The organism is Pseudomonas sp. UBA4194 (genome assembly GCF_002379585.1).
Lineage (GTDB): Bacteria > Pseudomonadota > Gammaproteobacteria > Pseudomonadales > Pseudomonadaceae > Aquipseudomonas.
In genome coordinates, this window is sequence record NZ_DFUE01000018.1 from 38171 (window position 1) to 54601 (window position 16431).

Genomic DNA, 16431 nt, shown 5'->3' on the forward strand with positions numbered 1-16431 from the left:
GGGAGAGGGAGCTAGAAGCGGATCGCGGTGGGTCGGCTGGCGGTGATTGGCTCCCTCTCCCTCAGGGAGAGGGCTGGGGTGAGGGGACCATCCACCCCCGCCCCATCCATCAAACCCGAAACCGCGCCACCATCGCATTCAAATCCACCGCCAGCCGCGCCAGCTCCCCGCTGGCCGCGGTTGTCTGCGCCGACCCTGCCGCCGTCTGCACCGACAGATCGCGGATGTTCACCAGGTTGCGGTCCACTTCCCGCGCCACCTGCGCCTGCTCCTCCGCCGCACTGGCGATCACCAGATTGCGCTCGTTGATCTGCACGATGGCGCCGTTGATGGTGTCCAGCGCCAGGCCCGCGCCCTTGGCAATGTTCAAGGTCGACTCGGCGCGCTCGGTGCTGTTGCGCATCGAATCCACGGCTTGCTCGGTACCGCCCTGAATGCTGCCGATCATGCGTTCGATTTCACTGGTCGACTGCTGAGTGCGATGGGCCAGCGCCCGCACTTCATCGGCCACCACGGCAAACCCACGCCCGGCTTCACCGGCACGGGCCGCTTCGATGGCGGCGTTGAGGGCCAGCAGGTTGGTCTGGTCGGCCAGGCCGCGAATCACATCCAGCACCTTGCCAATATCCCGAGACTCGGCGGCCAGGTTGCCGATCAGATCGGCGGTGCTCTGTACGTCGCCGCTCATGCGCTCGATGGCGCTCACGGTTTCCATCACCAGGTCGCGGCCGTCGCTGGCCGAGCTGGTGGCCTCCCTGGAGGCTTCGGAGGTGCTCACTGCGTTGCGCGCCACTTCTTCTACCGCACTGGTCATCTGGTTGACCGCGGTGGCAGCCTGTTCGATTTCGTTGTTCTGCTGAGTCAGGCCACGGGCGCCTTCGTCGGTCACGCTGTTCAGTTCTTCGGCGGCGGAGGCCAATTGCGTCGCCGAGCCGGAAATCCGTTGCAGGGTGTCGCGCAGCTTGCCCTGCATCTTGTCCATGGCCATGAGCAGGCGCGCGGCTTCGTCGCTGCCTTGCACCTGAATCGGTCGGGTCAGGTTGCCTTCAGCGATTTCTTCGGCGGCAGCCAGGGCCTGGTCGATAGGCTTGACGATGCTGCGGGTCAACAGCCAGGCGAACAGGAAGGTCAGCACGGTGGCGAACACCAGCATCGACACCACCAGCACGAAGGCCGAGCTGTACTGACCCGCGGCTTGCTCGTTGGTGACGGTGGTTTGCGCGGTGTTGATCTTGACCAGCTTGTCCAGGGCGGCATTGACCTGCTCTGAATTGTCCTGCATCTGGGTGTTGATCAAGGCGCGGAACTCGAGCACCTGGTTGGCCGCCGACAGCGTGCGCATGCGCGACTCGAGCTGGCGATACTGGACGATCAGGTTCTTGTAGTCATCGAACGCGGCTTGCTCTTCGCTGCTGTCGATCAGCTTTTCATAGCGAGCTTTGGCATCGTCCATCTGCTGGTTGCGCTGGTCGAACAGCTGCAGGGTCTTCTGCTGGACATCCGGTTCCCGGTTGAGCAGCAGGCGATAGGACAGGACCCGCAGGCGCAGGGTCATCTGAGTCATTTCGTCCAGAGCGATGATGCTGGGGATGCTGCTCTGTTCGATGGCCTCGCCGGCGTGGCGGATCTTGCCCATCTGGGTCAGGGAAAACACCCCGAGCACGATCATCAGGATGCCGATCAGGGCGAAGCCAAGCAGGGCGCGCGGCGCGATATTCATGTTGCGTAGTGACATGGAGGTCTACCAGGAATGAAACGCAGTCCGTGCGCTATTGAGGAGGCTGCATGGTTATCGGTCATTGCCGGCAAGTCTTGAGTGACAGATCGCCGCAGGGGCGAGCGATAGCGCCAAAGGTGTAGACCGATGAACGGGGCGAACCGAAAAAGCATTCCGGGGTCCATGAGGCTCCTATTTACTGGCCGGGGCGCATTTTTTTCTTTATCGTGCGCGCCCCTGCAAAAAGCTTTGGAAAATCAAAATGTTGGAAGCATCCCTGAGTCAATTGGAAAGCCTGGTGAATGACCTGGTACAGCAGACCAAGCAACTGGCCGAGACCAATGCCCGCCTGTCCGCTGAACTGGCCCAGGCCAAGGATGACAACGACACGCTGCAATTGAACCTGCTGGAGCAGGAAGAGCAGCGCGGCGCCACGGCAGCCCGTATTCAGGCCCTGGTCGAGCGCGCTACGTCGGCTGCGGTATGAGTGTCGAAGAAAGGATCGAGGTGTTCTCGATCCTTGGCAACGAATACTCGGTCAAGGCCCCGCCCGGCGAGCAACAGGCGCTGCTGCAGGCGTTCGGCATGCTCGAGCGCACCCTGGCCGAGACCAAGCGCAAGTATCCGACCCTGGTCGGCGATCGGTTGCTGGTGCTTACCGCCTTGAACCTGTGCCAGAACCAGCTAACCACCCAAACCCGCATCGACGCCCTCGTAGCAGCAGCGTCAGCCGCGTCCGAAACCGCGCGTTAACCCCCCCCCATACGCCGGGGCCTGGGACGCGGCTTACGCCGCTGCTACATTTCGGTGTGTCATGGCCGGCGGGCGGCGTCCCGGGCCAACACAACACCGTGTATACAATCTGGCATGCTGATTGCTGTGGATCTTGCTCTTATTTGGGGGTTCACCATGCAGTTCTGGCGACGCAGTATCCAATGGCAATTGATCTTGAGCATGGGCACGGCCCTGCTGGTCAGCATTCTTCTGGTGGTAGGCATCTATACGGTGGTGGTCAACCGCCTGACCCAGACCTATCTGCTGGAAACGGCGATGCCGGCCAGCATCGAAGCAATGCGCAACGACATCGAACGAATCCTGGCCAAGCCGCTGACCGCCGCTCAGGACATAGCCGGTAACACTCTGGTGCAGGAATGGCTGGCCGAGGGCGAAAACGGTGCCCAGACGTCACGGTTCGTGACGTATCTGGAAGGCGTACGTAGCAGCCAGAAAGCCTTCACCGCCATCATCGCGTCCGCCGGCACCAACAACTACTACACCGAAAAGGGCCTGGACCGGGTGCTCAGCCGTGGCAGCGCCAAGGACAGCTGGTTCTACAGCTTTCTGGACAGCGGCGACCCGCGCACCCTGAACATCGACAACGACACCACCACTGGCGCCCTGACCCTGTTCATCGACCTGCGCATGGAACGGGCCGGCAAACTGCTGGGCATCGCCGGGCTGGGCTTGAGCATGAACGAGCTCTCGGAGCTCATTCACAACTACAGCTTCGGCGAGGCCGGCAAGGTCTACCTGGTGCGCAATGATGGCCTGATCCAGGTGCACCCGGACGCTGCGGTCAGCGGCAAGCGCCAACTGGCCGAGCAGATCGGTGCCAGCTCGGCGCAGGCGCTGTTGGGGCACACGCAACTGACCAGCAGCGAGTTCCAGCGCGATGGCGAAGGCTACCTGGCGTTGAGCTTGCCGCTGCGCGACATGAACTGGAGCCTGGTGGCCGAAGTGCCCGAGGCGCAGATCTACGCTCAGGCGCGCCAGGCCATGTGGCTGACCAGCCTGATCGGCATCGCGGTGGCGTTGGTGTGCCTGCTGTTGGTGGTGTTGCTGGCGCGAGGGTTGGTCAAGCCGATCCGTCAGGTAACGGATGCGCTGGTGGCCATCGGCAGCGGGGGTGGCGACCTGACTCATAGGCTCAACGACTCGCGCGCCGATGAGCTGGGGGACCTGGCCCGCGGCTTCAACCGCTTTCTGGGCAGCCAGCGCGACATGATCGCCGATGTACTGACCACCAGCGAGCGCCTGCGCACTTCGGTGGGCCAAGTGGCTCGGGTGGTGGACAACACGGCCGAACGGGCCGGGAAGCAGCAGGAAATGACCGACATGGTCGCGACCGCCGTGCATGAGATGGGCCTTACGGTGCAGGAAATTGCCCGCAACGCCAGCAACGCGGCCCAGGCTTCGCAACACGCGCGGGACGAGTCGCTGGCGGCGCGGGAAGTGGTCAGCCAGTCGATCGTCCACATCGAGAGCATGTCGGACGAGATTGGCAACGCGGCGCAGGCCGTTGGCGAGCTTGCGACTCAGGTCGGTTCCATCGACCAGGTGCTGGCGGTGATTCGTGGCGTCTCCGAGCAGACCAACCTGCTGGCGTTGAATGCCGCGATCGAAGCCGCCCGCGCCGGAGAGATGGGCCGAGGTTTTGCCGTGGTGGCGGATGAGGTTCGTACCTTGGCGCGACGTACGCAGGCGTCGACCGACGAGATTCAGAAGATGATTCTGGGCCTCAAGCAGGGCGCCGAGAACGCCGTGTCATCGATGCACAGCGGGCAGGCGGCAACCGGTACCGGGGTCAAATCGAGCCAGCGCACCGGCGCGTCGCTCACGGCGATCACCGGGCAGGTAGAGCAGATCAGCGACATGAACCATCAGGTGGCCACGGCGACCGAAGAGCAATCGGCGGTGACCGAGGAAATCAACCGCAACGTGCAGGGCATCTCGGACCTGGCCAGGGCCACTGCCGGCGAAGTGCGCGACTGCCGCGACGACTGCCAGGCACTGCGCGGCCTGGCCGATGATCTGGCGCGGCAGATGGGGGGGTTCAAGTTGTAAAGCGAGGATGTCAGGCCCGGCCCCATCGCGGGTAGAACCCGCTCCCACAGGGGGCCGCGTGGCACCGCAAAGCGGAGTGGGACAGGCCCGACCCCATCGCGGGTAGAACCCGCTCCCACAGGGGGCTGGGGATTTGGGTGCACCGCCGATCACCTGTGGGAGCGGGCTCTGCCCGCGAGGCGGCCGTCCAGGCACCTAAAATCCCCAGACCGCCACCAGACCACCGCCCAACCCCACCGGTAGCTTGTTGCCCTGCGGTCTGCGAAAATGCTGGCACTTTTCTGCCGGATGTTGACATGACTGCCCTGAAGAACGACCGCTTCCTTCGTGCCCTGCTCAAGCAACCCGTGGACGTCACCCCCGTGTGGATGATGCGCCAGGCCGGTCGCTACCTGCCCGAGTACCGCGCCAGCCGGGCCAAGGCCGGCGACTTCATGAGCCTGTGCAAGAACCCGTCGTTCGCCTGCGAAGTCACCATGCAACCCCTGGAACGCTACCCGCTGGACGCCGCCATCCTGTTCTCGGACATCCTGACCATCCCCGACGCCATGGGCCAAGGCCTGTACTTCGAAACCGGCGAAGGCCCGCGTTTCAAGAAGGTCGTCAGCACCCTGGCCGACATCGAAGCCCTGCCGATCCCCGACGCCCAGAAAGACCTGGGCTATGTCATGGACGCGGTCAGCACCATCCGCCGCGAACTCAACGGCCGGGTGCCGTTGATCGGCTTCTCCGGCAGCCCCTGGACACTGGCCACCTACATGGTCGAAGGCGGCTCCTCCAAGGACTTCCGCAAGACCAAAGCCATGCTCTACGACCAACCCCAGGCCATGCACCTGCTGCTGGACAAACTGGCGCAGTCGGTCACCACCTACCTCAATGGTCAGATCCTCGCCGGTGCCCAGGCCGTGCAGATCTTCGACACCTGGGGCGGCAACCTGTCGGCGGCGGCCTATCAGGAATTCTCCCTGGCCTACATGCGCAAGATCGTCAGCGGCCTGATCCGCGAGCACGAAGGCCGCAAGGTACCGGTCATCCTGTTCACCAAGAACGGAGGGCTATGGCTGGAAAGCATCGCCGACGCCGGCGCTGATGCATTGGGCCTGGACTGGACCTGCGACATCGGCGAAGCCCGCCGCCGCGTCGGCAACAAGGTGGCTCTACAGGGCAACATGGACCCCACCGTGTTGTACGCCAAACCCGAGGCCATCCGTGCCGAAGTGGCACGCATCCTGGCCAGCTACGGGCAAGGCTCGGGGCATGTGTTCAACCTGGGCCACGGCATCACCCCCGAGGTCGATCCAGAACACGCCGGCGCGTTCATCCGGGCTGTGCACGAGTTTTCCGCGCAGTACCATTGATGGTCGAAACATCCGCTTTTAGCCCCCTCTCCCTCAGGGAGAGGGCTGGGGTGAGGGGGCCATCCCCCACCCATCCCACCCCTTACGCCGCCCCCACCAGCGCCGATGATCTGGCGCGGCAGATAGGGGCGCAAGTTGTGCATCGAGGATGTCAGCCCCGGCCTCATCGCGGGTAGAACCCGCTCCCACAGGGGGCTGGGGATTTGGGGGGCAGCGCCGATCACCTGTGGGAGCGGGCTCTGCCCGCGAGGCGGCCGTGCAGACAGCAAAAAATCCCCAGACCGCCACCAGACCACCGCCCACCCCCACCGTAGAAGCGGCACTGTCATTCACCGCATTGTTTGAAGTCATACAGCATCCGCAGATCCTTCTCCGTCACCTTGCCGTCTTTTGTGTCCTGGTCCTCAATGTTGCTTTCCAGCGTGCCGGACGCGTGAAATCCAACTTCGGTGCTAGGGAAGGAGGCTTCGAACTGCGCCTCGACATGCGTCCGGTCGGCGTTGTATTTGAACTCGACCCAGCCTGCCGTCGCTCGATAACGTCTTATCCAGCCGTTCCCTGCATTCTTTACATACGAGACCGAAGGGTAGTTTTCTTCCGGGTCCGGGAGGTTCAGTTCATAGCGGCCAGCGGGTAGGCTCTCTTTACCCAGGTACACATTAAGGTCGTCGTGTCGCCCTTCCCCGCGTCCCATCCTCATTGAAACACCTATATACCAAGCCGGAGTGTATAGGCCATGTCTCCGGTGGCCCTGAATGTACTCCGGCACATAGGGATATCCGTCGACAACACCTTTGAAGTTATTTGCATAGAGTTGATTGTTCATTGTGAACTCCTGTTGTGTGAAACCACCCGGTTGGGCAGGTTTTGTCAGCATCGTTCTTCGACTATACGAAGAATGATTGTTATGAGCGAAGATTCAGGCCTTCTGGAGTGTGTGCAACCTGAGAATGACGGTACGTGAGTTAACGGCTGTATGAACGTTTGCGTTCATGATGATCGTGCCTGAACAAAACTTATTACTGCCGGTCTTGCTCCGCATGAGCGGTTTTAAATGGCGGATGAATGCCGCAGCGGGGGCGCCGCAAATGCCAGATATTTCTCATTCGAGATCAAATGATCGGTCATCCTTTCGCCCTTCGGGCACTGCAACGGCCAGTTTACCGGCGGTCGAGATGTCAATCTCCGAAAACGTTGCCTCAAACTCCGCGATAAGCCAATCGTTCTGAGCGGCGTACCTGAAGTTGTTATCAAAGTAAGTGGGAAATCCCTGCAGCAGGCAGGCACTTATGAGGTTAGTCGCTTCGGCAAAGTATCTGTAATTATTTTTGAATAACAGGAGGTGGGTTTATATCCTGTTGCTGAAGACGATGCTCGTAACAAAAATTAGTTGAATATTTACGTACGCTAGTCGGTGGTGCGAATAATTTTTTTCAGATCTAATCCTATAAAAGATGTCTGTTGCATGGCTGAATATGCAACTTGCTGAGAGCCGCCCTGCGAGCCATCGGGCCGCTCGGGAATGTGCAGCAGATCGAGCCAGGCAAGGGGGGCAGACACCACAGATTGCCCATCCTACGCCACCCCCACCGGCCGCAACTTCGCCAGCTTCGCCGCCACCAGCAAGGCCACGCTCAACAACCCGGCAATAAACCACCCGACACCTGCCCATTCCCCGTAATGCCAGGCCATTCCCCCCAGTGTCCCGGCCACGCTGGAGCCTGCGTAATAGCTGAACAGATACAGCGACGACGCCTGTCCCTTGGCCTTCAGCGCACGCCGCCCGATCCAGCTGCTGGCCACCGAATGCGCGCCGAAAAAACCGAAGGTGAACATCAGCATGCCAGCCAGGATCACCGGCACCGCGCTGAACAGGGTGACCAGCAGACCCATGAACATCAGCACGATGCTCATCCAGAACACCTTGCGCCGGCCATGCCTGTCCGCCAGCGAACCGATCTGCGCCGAGCTGTAGATACCCGCCAGGTACACCAGCGACAGCAACCCCACCAGCGCCTGGCTCATGTGGTACGGCTCGGCCAGCAGGCGATAGCCGATGTAGTTGAACAGGGTGACGAAGCTGCCCATCAGCAGAAACGCCTCGAGGAACAGCCAGGGCAGCCCGGCGTCCTTGAAATGCATGGTGAAGCCTTCGATCAATCCGCGTGGGTTCATCTTGCGCGGGCGAAAGTTGCGTGACTCAGGCAGGATGCGCACGAACACCGCAGCAGCGATCACCGCCAGGCCGCCTACCACCAACATCGCCGTATGCCAGCTGACGAAGTCGATCAGCACGCCGGTGATCAGCCGCCCGCTCATGCCGCCAATGGCGTTGCCACCGATGTATAGACCCATCGCCAGGCCGATGTGTTGAGGGTGTATCTCTTCGCTCAGGTAAGTCATGGCAACTGCTGCCAACCCGCTGAGACTGAGCCCGGTGAGGGCGCGCAGCACCAGGACGCCTTCCCAACTGGGCATCAGCGCGCTGCCGATAGTGCACAGAGCGGCACAGAACAAGGCAGCCACCATCACCGGCTTGCGCCCGACGCTGTCGGAAATGGGCCCGGTGATCAGCAAACCGACCGCCAGCATGCCGGTGGCCACCGAAAGAATCAGGCTGCTCTGGGCGGCATTGATAGCGAATTCCTGAGACAGGATCGGCATCATCGGCTGCACGCAGTAGAGCAGTGCAAAGGTCGCGAATCCGCCGCTGAACAGCGCCAGTACCGTGCGCATGAACAGCGGAGTACCCTTTTCGATGTACAGCTCGCCCAATTCGGCGATGGCTTCGTTCAATGGCGCGATGTCCTGAGCCTGGGGCGCGACAGCAGTTTTCACGGGGACCTCGGTGGGGTGGTCGATGGCGGGTGTGAAAAAAACTATATAGCTGGCTATTGATTCTTTCCAATATATTGTTCGACCTGTTTGATAGGTTCTGCGACTCATTGGAGGTTGCATGGAATTGCGTCACCTGCGTTACTTCATCGCCGTTGCCGAGGAACTGCATTTCGGCCGCGCGGCGGAGCTGTTGGGTATTTCCCAGCCACCGTTGAGCCAGCAGATCCAGACGCTGGAGCAGGAGCTGGGCGCGCGGCTGTTCGAGCGTACCAATCGTCGGGTCGAGCTCAGTGAAGCCGGCCGCTTGTTTCTCGGCGAGGCGCGGCAGGTGTTGGCGCAGGTCGACAAGGCGGCCGATGTGGCCCGGCGAGCACAGTTGGGCGAACTGGGTGAGATGAAGATCGGGTTCACTTCTTCGGCGCCTTTCAATTCGGGTATTCCCAAGGCCATCTACGCCTTTCGCCAGGCCTTTGCGGCAGTGCACCTGAACCTGCGCGAGATGAGCAGTACCGAAGTGGCCGAGTCTTTGGTGGATGAGTCCATCGAAGTGGGCATCATGCGGCCCCTGGCGCTGCCGGATTCGCTGAGCTACATCGAGCTGTTCAGCGAACCGCTGGTGGCCGTCCTCGATGCCAAGCATCCGCTCGCGGCCAGGGACGGCGGGATCCTGTTGCAGGAGCTGGCCGAGCAACCGTTCGTGTTCTTTCCACGCAGCTATGGCAGTGGCCTGTACGCGCAGTTGCTGAACCTGGCCCGTCAGGCAGGGTTCAGCCCGCACATCGCCCAGGAGGCCGGTGAGGCCATGACCATCATCGGGTTGGTGGCAGCGGGGTTGGGGGTGTCGGTGCTGCCAGCGTCCTACAAGGCAATGCGCATGGATGGGGTGGTGTACAAGGCATTGCTCGATGAGGAGGCGGTTACGGCGGTGTGGGTGGTTCAGCGCAAAGGGCCGGTGTCGGCGATGGCTCAGGGGTTTGTGCGGTTGTTGGAGAGGGAGGCGAGGCGGTGAGTGAGGTCGGGGACCATCCACCGCCCAATCCCAATCAGTTCACCTTCGCCAGGTCCCCCTTGAGCGCAACCCCGGCAATCACCGCCCCGGCATGACATTCATAGGTGCTGGCATCCTTGCGCTCGTTCTTCTTGTAATAGCTGGCAATGTTCACCACAGCATTGGCGTTCGCTTTGCGCGCCGCGTCCTGCAAGGTCAGCAGGGCTGACTGCAAAGCCCATTCGCAGGCCACTTCGTCGGTCTTGTTGAAGGCGTTGGTCTTCTTGTTGGTCACAGCGTCAGCGTTGACCACACTCACTTTCCCTTTGGGCTGCACGCCCGCCAGGTAGAACTTGACGCTGCCGTCGAGCTTGCCGGCCTGGGTCATTTCATCGACCACTTTCTGAAATGGCAGGTACAGGGCGGTGTCGCGCGCCTGGCTGACGGCGGGGAGGGTGGCCAGGATGAAGGCGGTGGCTAGTGCTTGGCGTTTCATGGGGTCTCTACCTTGAGGAGTGGGTGTTGGGTTCGACGCGGCTTACGCCGTGGCTACGCGGCGGAATATCAAAGAGGTGTTGACGCCGCCGAAGGCGAAATTGTTGTTCATCACGAATTCGTTGTTCATGGCGCGGAACTCGCCGCGGATGTAATCGAGCTCACCACAGCGGGCATCCACCTGGTCCAGGTTCAAGGTGTGCACATACCGATCGCGGTTCATCATCTCGATGCTGAACCAGGATTCCAGAGCGCCGCACGCGCCCAGGGTATGGCCCAGGAAGCTCTTCTGCGAACTGATCGGCATGTGCGCCCCGAACAGGCTGCTGGTGGCCAGGGTTTCGGCGATGTCGCCCTGTTCGGTCGCGGTGCCGTGGCCGTTCACATAGCCGATGGCCTCAGCGGGCAGCCCGGCGTCCTGCAATGCCAACTCCATCGCGCGGCGCATGGTTGCCTGCTCGGGGCGAGTGGTGTGCTGGCCGTCGGCGTTGCTGCCAAAGCCGACGATTTCGGCATGAATGCGTGCACCTCGGGCCAACGCGTGTTCCAGTTCCTCGAGCACCAGCATGCCGCCGCCTTCACCAATCACCAGACCATCTCGGCCGCCGTCGTAGGGACGTGGGCTGGTGTGCGGCGCATCGTTCTTCAGGCTGGTGGCGTAGAGGGCATCGAACACCATCGCTTCGGTAGGACACAACTCTTCCGCGCCCCCGGCGAGCATCAGCGGCAGGCGGCCGAACTTGATTGCCTCGTAGGCATAGCCAATACCCTGGCTGCCACTGGTGCAGGCACTGGAGGTAGGAATCAACCGGCCGGTCAGGCCGAAGAATATGCTGATGTTGGCCGCCGTGGTGTGGGGCATCATGCGCACATAGGAGTTGGCGTTGAGCCCTTCGGCCACCGAGTTGAGCAGCATGTTGCCGAACGCCTTGATCTCGTCGGTGCTGCCGGTGGAGGAACCACAGGCCACGCCCATGCGTCCGTCCTTGATCGACTCGTCGCCCAGCAGGCCGGCATCGGCCAGGGCCTGCTCCGCCGCGCCCACGGCCAGGCGAGAAACCCGGCCCATGCTGCGCAGTTGCTTGCGGGTCCAGTGGCTCGGCACCTTGAAGTCATCGATGGGCCCGGCCAGGCGCGTGTTGAGTTCCTCGAAGCGGTCCCATTCGTTCATGCGCCGAATGCCGCTGCGGTTGGCAGCGAAGTGCCCGGCGATGCTGGCCCAGTCGTTGCCCAGCGAGGTGATACCGGCCATGCCGGTGACCACGACCCGTTTCATCAGCACAGCCCTCCATTGACGGCCAGCACCTGGCGAGTGATGTACGAAGCCTCTGCCGACATCAGGAAATTCACCGCGCTGGCGACCTCTTCAGGCGTGCCCATGCGCTGGGCAGGGATCATTTTCAACAGTTCTTCCACCGGTACGTTCTCGTCCAGCATGGCGGTGTCGATCAGTCCCGGGGCGACGCAATTGACGGTGATCTTGCGCTTGGCCAGTTCGATGGCCAAGGCCTTGGCAGCGCCGATGACGCCGGCCTTCGAAGCGCTGTAGTTGACCTGTCCGCGGTTGCCGATCAGCCCCGAGACCGACGTGATGCAAACGATGCGTCCAGCCGCACGGCGGCGAATCATGGGCATGGTCAAAGGGTGCAGAACATTGTAGAAGCCGTCCAGGTTGGTGCGCATCACCAGGTCCCAGTCCTCTTCGCTTAGGGCCGGAAACGCACCGTCGCGGGTCAGCCCGGCATTGCACACCACGCCGTAATAGGCCCCGTAGGTTTCCACATCCTCCAGCAGGATGCGCGCGCAGGCGGCGCGGTCGGCCACGTCGAATTGCAACACCCGGGCTTGTCGACCCAGGGCCTGGACCTGGGCCTGTACCGCATCGGCTTCGGCACGGCCGCTGCGGCAATGCAGCACCAGGTCGAAGCCAGCGCTGGCCAGGCGTAGGGCGATGGCGCGGCCGATGCCACGGCTGGAGCCGGTGACCAGAATGGTCTCAGTCATGGAGGGAGTCCTGTAGGGGGGCCTCGGCCAGGTACTGCTCGGCCTGAGGTGGGCGATAAACATTGAGGCGCGCTTGCACGCTGATGCCTGGGCCGGTCAATTCACATTCAAACACGCCCATGCCGCTGTCGTCTTCCAGCGAGCGGCGGGCATGGATATCCAACGAGCAGCCCAAGGGAAACCGTTCGACGTTGCAGTGGTACTTGCGGGTACCCAACAGGAAGCCCATTTCCACCTCCTGGCCTTGTTCACGGGCGCGACATCCGGCATAGGCGGCCACGCTCTGCGCCATCAGCTCAACCCCGACCCAGGCCGGCAGACTGCCGTCGGGGTCGTTGAACAGCCCGTCCGGCTGCACGGTGACACGGGTGTGGATGCTTTCCTGGTCGAAGGCCACGACGTGATCGATCAGGATCATGTCGCCGGCATGGGGCAACAGTTCGGCGATCGGCCAGTCGATCATGTCGGCGCTCCCAGAATCAGGCTGACATTGTTGCCGCCGAAGGCGAATGAATTGCTCATCAGGTTGCGTGGCCCTTGCAAGGTCTGTCCGGGCTGGACGAAAGCCAGCTGGGGCAGTTGTGGATCGATGATGGCGTCCCAGACATGGGGCGGCAGGACAGCGCCGGGTTGCAGGCTCAGCCAGCAGAACGCGGCTTCCAGTGCTCCCGCGGCGCCCAGGGTATGCCCGCTCAGCGGTTTGGTCGATGAACAGGGCACCCCGGCCGGGAATAGTTCAGCCACCGCCAGGCTTTCCATGGCGTCGTTGTGTGCGGTGGCGGTGCCGTGAAGGTTCAGATAGCCGATCTGCTCGGGCGCCAGCCCGGCTTGCGCCAACGCCTTGCGCATGGCTTGCAGAGCACCGCGGCCGCTGGGTTCGGGGGCCGAGATATGGTGGGCGTCGGAGCTGGCGCCTGCGCCCAGCAAAGCGACACTGGCCGGTTCGCGGGTCATCAGGAACAGCGCCGCTGCCTCACCGATATTGATGCCGTTGCGGTTGCGCGAGAACGGATTGCAGCGTTGCGCGGACACCGCCTCAAGCGCCGAGAAACCGTTCAGGGTGAGCCGACACAAGCTGTCGACGCCGCCACACAACACCGCATCGCAAAGGCCCATGGCGAGAAAACGACGAGCCGTCATCAGCGCCCGGGCGCTGGAGGTACAGGCTGTGGAGATCACGTGGGCCGGGCCGCTGATGCCGTACAGGTCGGCAAGAAACGCCGCCGGAGCCCCGAGCTCTTGTTGCCTGTAGTCGTAGTCGCCGGGGAACTGCCGGTCTTGCAGGTAGCGGGCGATGCCGCGACTGGCTTCGTCGATACCCGACGTGCTGGTGCCCAGCACGATGGCAATGCGCGAGGCGCCAAAGCGAGCGATGGCCTGCTGGATCTGGGCATCGATCTGCAAGGTTGCCTGCAACAGCAATCGATTGTTGCGGCTGGCCTGGCTGCTCAACGCGACGGGAATGGCCGGTAGCTCGCCGCGCACCGCCGCCACCGGGAGCACGCGCTCGGGCACCCAGCCGGCTTGCGGGCGCATGCCCGAGCAGTCGCCGGCAAACAGCGCCCGACTCACACTGGCGGTGTCCATGCCCAGGGCGCAGTTAAGGCCCAGTGCATTGAGGTAGGCAGTCATGGCGTGGCCTCGTGGGGCAGCGGGCTGATGCGGTAGGTCAGGTCGTGTTGGAGATACAGGGTGAATTCGGGATCCGCGCTGTCAATGCGGGCTGCACCTGCACCAGTAGGAGCGGCTAGCAGCCGCGCAGGCGCCGGTGGATACACCACCGACCAGCGATCTCCCAATCGTCGGCCGCCCTTCGTGGCCGTGGCATCGGCATAATCGGCCATCAATTGCTTTGCTGGCGTCAACGCAAACAGCACTGCAGCGAAAAGCTCCCGGGCTTCGGGATTGGGCGGCAGCAAGCCATCGGCTTGCCACTGCTGGCCAAGCAGGCGCTGGCGTGCCTGAGGTATGCCCAGAAAATCCAGCAGCGACCAGCGCAGCCCGTCATCCTCGCGCTGGATCACCAGCATCCAGTCCTGACTCTGCCCGGCCTGCAGGCGCTGAACGTGCAATTGCAGCGGCAACCGCAAGCTCGGTGCGCCAGCAGGCAGGGGTGCATGACTCGCGCAGCCGGCCAGCAGCATCAGGCAACCCACTATCCACGCGCGCATCATGGCGTCACTGCCTGGAGCGGCTTGCGCGCCACGACGTTGACCAGGGTTTCTTCACGTTGGCCAAACGGCTTCGGCGTGCGCAGCTTGAGCCGCTCCAGCAAACCGAAGTCCCTGGACCGACTCCACCACAGGTAAGGGTAGGAAACATTGCCCGTGTCGAACTCGAAACCCTGATCGCGCAGCATCTGCAGGTACCCGCTCGCGCTTTTCTGCACATGCATCGGATGGCGGAACAGCCAGCGAATCACCCAGGTGTCGATGTAGGCTTCGGTGGACTCGGCAAACAGCAGATAACCACCGGGCTTGAGCACTCGGTAAAACTCGGAGAGGGCCTTTTCCTGTTCCACCAGATGGTGGAAGGTCTGGTGACAGAACAGCAGGTCGACGCTGGCGTCGGCATAAGGCAGGTGGGCACAGTCACCCCCCTGCACGCGAATATCGCCGCCCAGGCGACGGGCCTCGGCGTTGCTCAGTTCCACGCTCAGCGGGTCGGCGTCATTGCCCAGCAACTGTGCAGGCGCGAACACCCGGCGCAGGTACTGGAAGGATTTGCCCTGGCCACACCCAGTGTCCAGCAGCACGGCGTTGCCTGGCGGTGGCTCGCTGAACAAACCGCGCAGGTCATCGATTGCCACCCTCAGCACATGGTGCTGCCAGGTATGGCTGCGCAGGAACCAGAAGCCGAAACGGGTTTCTTCGACATAGCTGTCGCTCAGGAACGGTCTCATGGTGCGGTGCTCGCGCACAGTTCGGCCAAGGTTCGCAGGCGCCGCTTGGGCTCGGCCACGAACGGGTTGCGCGTGTCCCAGGCGTACCCCGCCAGTATCGCGCTGATCATGCGGCGGATCTCGGGGGAGCTGTCGGGGTAGTAGATAACGTCCTGGAAACTGCCGTCGTACCAGCCCTCGACATAGGCGCGGAAAGTCTCGACCCCTGCCTTGAGCGGCTCGGCGAACTCCCGTTGCCAGTCCACCTGCCGGCCCTTGAGCTGGCGGTCGAGAAGCCCGGCGGCCATGCTCGCCGAGCGCATGGCGATGGTCACGCCGGAGGAGAATACCGGGTCCAGAAACTCTGCCGCATTGCCCAGCAGGGCGAAGCCTGGGCCGTGCAGGGTTCTGACGTTGGCCGCATAGCCGCCGATGGTCCGCGCCGGGGTGTCCCAGACCGCATCGCGCAGTACGCCCTGAAGGCTGGGCGTCTGCGCCACGAAGGCCTTGAGGCAGGCGTCCAGATCGTCATCCAGACCTTCGAAATGCTCCTTGGCAGCCACTACGCCCAGCGAACAGCGGCCGTCGCTGAAGGGGATGGTCCAGAACCAGATGTCGCGATGCTCGGGGTGGGTGGTGATGAGAATCTTCTCGCGATCGAAGTCGGCGCTATCGATGCGGTCTTCGATATGGGTGAACACGGCCTGGCGTACGGGGAAATCAGAGGGCGTTTCAAGGTCCAACAGGCGCGACAGTATCCGACCGTAGCCACTGGCATCGAGCACGAACGTTGCTTGCAGCAGGTACGTGCTGCCATCCAGACGGCGTACTTGCAGGCGCGTTTGCGTGGCGTCGAAGCCGGTGATTTCTTCTTCGTAGCGAATCTCTACCCCTTGCGCCTCGGCCTGGTCGGCGAGCAGTTGGTCGAAGCGGGCGCGTTGCACCTGGAACGTGGTGGGGATGCCTGCGGTGAACGTGTCCCTGAAGTCGAACGCACTGCGCCGCTCACCCCAAGCGAAGGCCGCGCCATTCTTCAGCTGAAACCCTGCGGCCTGCACGGCCTCGAGCATGCCGGCCTGCTCGACGAAGTCCAGGCAATGGCACAGCAGACTCTCGCCGATGGAAAAACGTGGAAAGCGCTGACGCTCGATCACCACCACGTCATGGCCTTGGCGCTTGAGCAGCGTGGCGGCGATGGCACCGGCAGGGCCGGCACCGATCACCACCACCTGGCGGGTTTGCAGTTCAACGTTTGACATAAGGCCTCCTGGCCGGGGTAGCGGGAAAGAAAGTACGCGTGTGGTCC

The 16431-nt window shown here is 62.7% G+C and carries 16 protein-coding genes and 1 pseudogene; 5 read left to right on the forward strand and 12 right to left on the reverse strand.

The genetic code is table 11. From position 1 onward, the window contains the following. Positions 1 to 109: 109 nt before the first annotated feature. Positions 110 to 988, reverse strand: coding sequence for a methyl-accepting chemotaxis protein (locus B3397_RS22490; RefSeq protein WP_414704345.1), 879 nt, complete (start codon positions 986 to 988; stop codon positions 110 to 112). Then, positions 965 to 1735, reverse strand: a pseudogene (locus tag B3397_RS22495) (MCP four helix bundle domain-containing protein); the annotation flags it as partial. The gene B3397_RS22490 and the pseudogene B3397_RS22495, both read right to left, overlap by 24 nt. Positions 1736 to 1979: 244 nt before the next feature. Here B3397_RS22495 and B3397_RS04665 point away from each other — a divergent pair. The 4 genes from B3397_RS04665 to hemE all read left to right on the forward strand — a co-directional run bounded on the left by B3397_RS04665 (position 1980) and on the right by hemE (position 5919). Continuing rightward, a complete protein-coding gene (locus tag B3397_RS04665; protein ID WP_296247737.1) occupies positions 1980 to 2204 on the forward strand; it encodes a hypothetical protein in 225 nt (74 codons plus the stop codon). Continuing rightward, positions 2201 to 2470 (forward strand): cell division protein ZapA, encoded by a 270-nt coding sequence (locus B3397_RS04670; protein ID WP_296247739.1) that lies wholly within the window; start codon positions 2201 to 2203, stop codon positions 2468 to 2470. The genes B3397_RS04665 and B3397_RS04670 overlap by 4 nt, the downstream gene beginning before the upstream one ends. 156 nt (positions 2471 to 2626) lie before the next feature. After that, a complete protein-coding gene (locus tag B3397_RS04675; protein ID WP_296247741.1) occupies positions 2627 to 4561 on the forward strand; it encodes a methyl-accepting chemotaxis protein in 1935 nt (644 codons plus the stop codon). Between the two features lie 296 nt (positions 4562 to 4857). Then, positions 4858 to 5919: a uroporphyrinogen decarboxylase gene (hemE, locus tag B3397_RS04680; protein WP_296247742.1), complete on the forward strand. Its 1062-nt coding sequence runs from the start codon at positions 4858 to 4860 to the stop codon at positions 5917 to 5919. 325 nt (positions 5920 to 6244) lie between these two features. Here hemE and B3397_RS04685 read toward each other — a convergent pair whose 3' ends face one another. Together B3397_RS04685 and B3397_RS04690 are read right to left on the reverse strand one after the other, a co-directional pair. Further along, a complete protein-coding gene (locus tag B3397_RS04685) occupies positions 6245 to 6745 on the reverse strand; it encodes a hypothetical protein (RefSeq protein WP_296247743.1) in 501 nt (166 codons plus the stop codon). Positions 6746 to 7494: 749 nt separating this feature from the next. Then, positions 7495 to 8757, reverse strand: coding sequence for an MFS transporter (locus tag B3397_RS04690; RefSeq protein WP_296247745.1), 1263 nt, complete (start codon positions 8755 to 8757; stop codon positions 7495 to 7497). Between the two features lie 118 nt (positions 8758 to 8875). On the opposite strand from B3397_RS04690, the gene B3397_RS04695 reads away from it, so the two are divergent. Beyond that, a complete protein-coding gene (locus tag B3397_RS04695; RefSeq protein ID WP_296247746.1) occupies positions 8876 to 9766 on the forward strand; it encodes a LysR family transcriptional regulator in 891 nt (296 codons plus the stop codon). A 34-nt stretch (positions 9767 to 9800) separates the two neighbouring features. Here the strand turns inward: B3397_RS04695 and B3397_RS04700 are convergent, their stop codons facing one another. The 8 genes from B3397_RS04700 to B3397_RS04735 are packed head-to-tail and all read right to left on the reverse strand — an operon-like array spanning position 9801 to position 16384. Further along, a complete protein-coding gene (locus B3397_RS04700; RefSeq protein ID WP_296247747.1) occupies positions 9801 to 10241 on the reverse strand; it encodes an excinuclease in 441 nt (146 codons plus the stop codon). 42 nt (positions 10242 to 10283) lie between these two features. Further along, positions 10284 to 11516: a beta-ketoacyl-ACP synthase gene (locus B3397_RS04705; protein ID WP_296247748.1), complete on the reverse strand. Its 1233-nt coding sequence runs from the start codon at positions 11514 to 11516 to the stop codon at positions 10284 to 10286. Beyond that, entirely contained in the window at positions 11516 to 12244 is a 729-nt protein-coding gene (gene fabG / locus B3397_RS04710) for a 3-oxoacyl-ACP reductase FabG (RefSeq protein ID WP_296247749.1), read from the reverse strand. Before fabG ends, B3397_RS04705 begins: the two co-directional genes overlap by 1 nt. After that, complete coding sequence (locus B3397_RS04715; protein WP_296247750.1) at positions 12237 to 12707, reverse strand: hotdog family protein; 471 nt, start codon at positions 12705 to 12707, stop codon at positions 12237 to 12239. Before B3397_RS04715 ends, fabG begins: the two co-directional genes overlap by 8 nt. Beyond that, a complete protein-coding gene (locus tag B3397_RS04720; RefSeq protein ID WP_296247751.1) occupies positions 12704 to 13876 on the reverse strand; it encodes a beta-ketoacyl-[acyl-carrier-protein] synthase family protein in 1173 nt (390 codons plus the stop codon). Before B3397_RS04720 ends, B3397_RS04715 begins: the two co-directional genes overlap by 4 nt. After that, positions 13873 to 14418: a hypothetical protein gene (locus B3397_RS04725; RefSeq protein WP_296247752.1), complete on the reverse strand. Its 546-nt coding sequence runs from the start codon at positions 14416 to 14418 to the stop codon at positions 13873 to 13875. The genes B3397_RS04720 and B3397_RS04725 overlap by 4 nt, the downstream gene beginning before the upstream one ends. Beyond that, a complete protein-coding gene (locus B3397_RS04730; protein WP_296247754.1) occupies positions 14415 to 15146 on the reverse strand; it encodes a class I SAM-dependent methyltransferase in 732 nt (243 codons plus the stop codon). Before B3397_RS04730 ends, B3397_RS04725 begins: the two co-directional genes overlap by 4 nt. Beyond that, the gene (locus B3397_RS04735) at positions 15143 to 16384 is read right to left on the reverse strand and encodes an NAD(P)/FAD-dependent oxidoreductase (RefSeq protein ID WP_296247756.1); all 1242 of its coding nucleotides are present in this window, start codon (positions 16382 to 16384) and stop codon (positions 15143 to 15145) included. Before B3397_RS04735 ends, B3397_RS04730 begins: the two co-directional genes overlap by 4 nt. Between the last annotated feature and the right edge of the window lie 47 nt (positions 16385 to 16431).

Excerpts from the sequence above, each read along its gene's own strand:
- B3397_RS22490 (WP_414704345.1), bottom strand. The coding sequence starts at position 988 with ATGGCCATGGACAAGATGCAGGGCAAGCTGCGCGACACCCTGCAACGG.
- B3397_RS04665 (WP_296247737.1), top strand. The coding sequence starts at position 1,980 with ATGTTGGAAGCATCCCTGAGTCAATTGGAAAGCCTGGTGAATGACCTG.
- B3397_RS04670 (WP_296247739.1), top strand. The coding sequence starts at position 2,201 with ATGAGTGTCGAAGAAAGGATCGAGGTGTTCTCGATCCTTGGCAACGAA.
- B3397_RS04675 (WP_296247741.1), top strand. The coding sequence starts at position 2,627 with ATGCAGTTCTGGCGACGCAGTATCCAATGGCAATTGATCTTGAGCATG.
- hemE (WP_296247742.1), top strand. The coding sequence starts at position 4,858 with ATGACTGCCCTGAAGAACGACCGCTTCCTTCGTGCCCTGCTCAAGCAA.
- B3397_RS04685 (WP_296247743.1), bottom strand. The coding sequence starts at position 6,745 with ATGAACAATCAACTCTATGCAAATAACTTCAAAGGTGTTGTCGACGGA.
- B3397_RS04695 (WP_296247746.1), top strand. The coding sequence starts at position 8,876 with ATGGAATTGCGTCACCTGCGTTACTTCATCGCCGTTGCCGAGGAACTG.
- B3397_RS04700 (WP_296247747.1), bottom strand. The coding sequence starts at position 10,241 with ATGAAACGCCAAGCACTAGCCACCGCCTTCATCCTGGCCACCCTCCCC.
- B3397_RS04705 (WP_296247748.1), bottom strand. The coding sequence starts at position 11,516 with ATGAAACGGGTCGTGGTCACCGGCATGGCCGGTATCACCTCGCTGGGC.
- fabG (WP_296247749.1), bottom strand. The coding sequence starts at position 12,244 with ATGACTGAGACCATTCTGGTCACCGGCTCCAGCCGTGGCATCGGCCGC.
- B3397_RS04715 (WP_296247750.1), bottom strand. The coding sequence starts at position 12,707 with ATGATCGACTGGCCGATCGCCGAACTGTTGCCCCATGCCGGCGACATG.
- B3397_RS04720 (WP_296247751.1), bottom strand. The coding sequence starts at position 13,876 with ATGACTGCCTACCTCAATGCACTGGGCCTTAACTGCGCCCTGGGCATG.
- B3397_RS04725 (WP_296247752.1), bottom strand. The coding sequence starts at position 14,418 with ATGATGCGCGCGTGGATAGTGGGTTGCCTGATGCTGCTGGCCGGCTGC.
- B3397_RS04730 (WP_296247754.1), bottom strand. The coding sequence starts at position 15,146 with ATGAGACCGTTCCTGAGCGACAGCTATGTCGAAGAAACCCGTTTCGGC.
- B3397_RS04735 (WP_296247756.1), bottom strand. The coding sequence starts at position 16,384 with ATGTCAAACGTTGAACTGCAAACCCGCCAGGTGGTGGTGATCGGTGCC.